Below are 3,666 nucleotides of genomic sequence, written 5' to 3'. Positions count from 1 at the left end.
GCTCAGGAACTGTCGATGGTCTACGGGCATCAACTCGATAGCGTCCAATACATCCCCGCCCTGGCCGTCATCGGTCGCATGCGAGTGGGCGAATTGGCAGACGACCCGCAGCCGCTTCGTGACGCCATCAAGTTGGGAGAGCCGTATCGAAGCGAAAGAAAGGAATCCCTACCTGCCAGATCAAGCGGCAGCACCTTGTCGGGGCATCTCGTTTTTTCGCAGCTCGCCCGACGCACAGGCGACAAGCGTTGGATGCGCCTGGCGAAGAAGGCAGCCGATGACGGATTCGACGCCGACGGTCAGCCGAAGGTGTCGATGCCGTTTCACAATGAAATGAGCGATGCGGTTTTTATGGGCTGTGCGATTCTGGCCGAGGTCGGTGCGCTGACCGCAGACGCAAAGTATTTTGATCAGTGTTTGCGGCACTTGCAGTTCATGCAGACGCTGTGTCTCCGCGATGACGGCCTGTACCGTCACTCGCCGCTCAATGAAGCCGCCTGGGGACGCGGTAACGGTTTTCCGGCGCTCGGGATGGCGTTGTCACTGAGTGCCATTCCCGAAGACACGCAAGCCTATCGCGTGTTCTTGGATTCGTATCGAGACCATTTGCTGGCTTTGAAACAACACCAGGACCCGACGGGCGCCTGGCACCAGGTGATCGATCGCGAAGAGAGTTACCGAGAGTTCACCAGCACCTGCATGATCACGTTTGCGATCGTACGCGGCTTGCGACGGGGTTGGCTGGACCCGCAGGAATGGACGCCCGTGGTCGAGAAGTCTTGGTCGGCGATCAAGTCACGGATCGGATCGGGCGGACAACTCGTCGATGTTTGCACCGGAACCGGAAAACAGAAAACGGTTCGAGACTATTATGACCGCACGGCGATTCTCGGCCGCGATGACCGTGGGGGTGCCATGGCATTGCTCGTTGCAACCGAGATCGCGTTTTGGGAGAAGAACTGATGGGTTTGATTTGTCGTGCTGTTTTGTTGTTGTTGATGGCGCCGCTCGCAGCGGCCGTGATGGCTGACGAGACGGACATCCACTTCTACGTTTCACCCGGCGGGTCGGATTCGCAACCGGGTACTTCGCAGCAGCCGTTTGCCTCGATCGCACGGGCGCAGCAAGCGGTGCGAGAGGTTCGTGCCGCCGGTGGTGATCAAGCCGTGACGGTTCATCTGCGCGGCGGCCACTATCGGTTGAACCAGACCATTCAATTTACTTCAGCCGACTCGGGCGCTTCACCGCAGCGTCCGGTGCGTTATCGCGGCGAGCCCGCTGGCGAAGTGATCTTATCCGGCGGACGTGCGATCGATGGATGGCAGCTGGACCCCGAGCACCCCGGGTTGTGGAAGACACGCGTCGCGGTGCCGCGATCCGGGGAGGGCGAAGATTGGCGATTTGAACAATTGTGGGTCAATGGACGTCGGGCGACGCGAGCGAGGACTCCCAGTGACGGCGATTTCTTCACCTTGCTGGGTGTCGGCGAAGCGCCCGTCGACGCATCGCCGCCCAGAATGCAACACACGTTCGCCACCCGAGCAAGCGATCTGGTTTCGCTACGCAACACCGATCCCGACGCGCTGCGCGATGTCCAAGTCGTCGTCTATCACAAGTGGGACACGACGCGTGAATGGTTGCAATCGTGTTCGCCGGGCGACGGCTCGTTCACGACACACGGCACACCGATGAAGTCACACAATCCGCTGAACCGCGATTGTTTGTACTTCCTCGAAAACTATTTCGGTGCACTGGATTCCGCCGGCGAATGGTTTTTGGATCGGCAGGGGTGGTTGTTTTACCGACCGCGTGACGGCGAGACGATCGAGACGGTCAACGCGGTCGCCGCCGAACTGCCGCGTTTGTTCGAATTCCAAGGTGACGTCGACGATCCCGAACGGCACGTCAAACACATCCACTTCGAAGGGCTGACGCTGCGGCACGCCGAGTACCGTATTCCCGAGGAAGGCATTCGCCCGAATCAGGCAGCGATGAACGTCGATGCGACCGCGATCCAGCTCGATGGCGCTCAACAGATTCACTTCATCGATTGCGCGGTCGAACACATCGGCGGCAGCGGGTTTTGGTTTCGTCAGGCGTGTCGTGATTGTCGCGTCGAACGAACGCGAGTCTTTGACGTCGGTGTCAGTGCGGTGCGGATCGGCGAGACAGGGTTGGTCCCCGAGCCGGTGCGAACGTCAGGAATCACGGTCGACAACTGCATCTTGCACAGCGGCGGGCGAATCCTGCCGTGCGCCGTGGGAGTCTGGATCGGGCACAGCAGCGACAATGCGATCACGCACTGTGACATCGCCGATTTTTACTACACCGCGGTGTCGGTCGGCTGGCGTTGGGGTTACGCCGACAGCGGCGCGAAACGCAACCGCATCGACTTCAACCATCTGCATCACATCGGGTACCGCATTCTCAGCGACATGGGAGGCGTCTACACGTTGGGGCCATCGGAGGGCACCAGCGTCAGCGGCAACGTGATCCACGACGTCTATGCGACCCGCTACGGCGGATGGGGGCTGTATCCCGACGAGGGCAGTTCGCACATCGTGTTTGAAAACAACTTGGTGTACGACGTCCGCGATGGCGGTTTTCACCAGCACTATGGTCGCGAAAACATCGTCCGCAACAACATCCTGGCGTTCAGTGAAGAGGGCCAGGTCGCGGTGACGCGGGCCGAGCCGCATCTCTCGTTTACGTTCGAGCGAAATTTGGTTTACTTTGACGAGGGTCGATTGCTCGGTTATTCCGGTTGGAATAACGGTTCCAAAGTCGCGATGAATCACAACCTGTATTGGCGTGCCGACGGCCAGCCCTTTGATTTCGCCGGCAAGACGTGGCAGCAATGGCGCGACGCGGGCCATGATCAAGAGTCGATCATCGCTGATCCGATGTTCGTTGACGCGGGTCAACGTGATTTCAGATTGCGGCCCGGATCGCCCGCGTCCAAGATCGGTTTCGTCCCGTTCGACATCACGTTGGCTGGGGTTCAGGGCGACCAGGCTTGGAAAGATCTCGCCGCGGAGACGACGTTCCCCGAGCCCTATCAGGTTCCGCCGCCGCAACCGGTCGACGTTCGCGATGATTTTGAAACCGACCACCCCCTGTCGCTGATGAGTCTGGCGACATTGTCCGACGAAGGCCGCAAGTCACTGTTTTCCGTCGTACCGACGCCCGGTGGCAAGGGCCATTGCTTGAAGGTGCAAGACGCGGTGGACATGCGGGCTGCGTTCAATCCCCATTTTTATTGGGATCCCCATTACACGCAGGGCAAATCAAGATTGAGTTTCCGAATCCGTCTGGAACCGAGCGTCACGGTGTCCTGTGAATGGCGCAGCAAAACCCAACCCTATCAAACGGGACCGAGTCTGCAGCTGAGCGAAACCGCGGTGCACAGCCGGGGGCAAAAACTGTTCGACATGGAAGCGGGGACTTGGTTGCACGTCACGATGGAAGCAACACACGGCATTCGCAACGCTCGCTGGCAGGCAACGTTTGTGTTGCCGGACGGCCGCCGGCACCATGTGACGGATCTGGGATGTGATCCGGACTGGACCGAGACCCGTTGGGTCGGTTTCATCGCGTCAACGCGCAGCGACGGTGCGTTCTATTTGGACGACGTCGAGATGCAGAACGAGTGAGTTTGTGCGTGTC

At 59.7% G+C, this 3,666-nt stretch carries 2 protein-coding genes; both read left to right on the top strand.

Annotated elements, in window-relative coordinates:
- Positions 1–963: glycoside hydrolase family 88 protein (locus ABX749_RS25755; protein WP_372898529.1), on the top strand; the 963-nt coding region annotated here is incomplete at its 5' end.
- Positions 963–3,653: a right-handed parallel beta-helix repeat-containing protein gene (locus tag ABX749_RS25750; protein ID WP_372898528.1), complete on the top strand. Its 2,691-nt coding sequence runs from the start codon at positions 963–965 to the stop codon at positions 3,651–3,653. The genes ABX749_RS25755 and ABX749_RS25750, both read left to right, overlap by 1 nt.
- The last annotated feature ends 13 nt before the right edge of the window (positions 3,654–3,666 follow it).

Origin of the sequence: Stieleria sp., assembly GCF_041595215.1 — a bacterium.
In the GTDB taxonomy this organism is placed as follows: Bacteria; Planctomycetota; Planctomycetia; order Pirellulales; family Pirellulaceae; genus Stieleria; species Stieleria magnilauensis.
The sequence above is the reverse complement of the archived record's forward strand: the minus strand, read 5'-3'. Positions and strand labels throughout refer to the sequence as shown.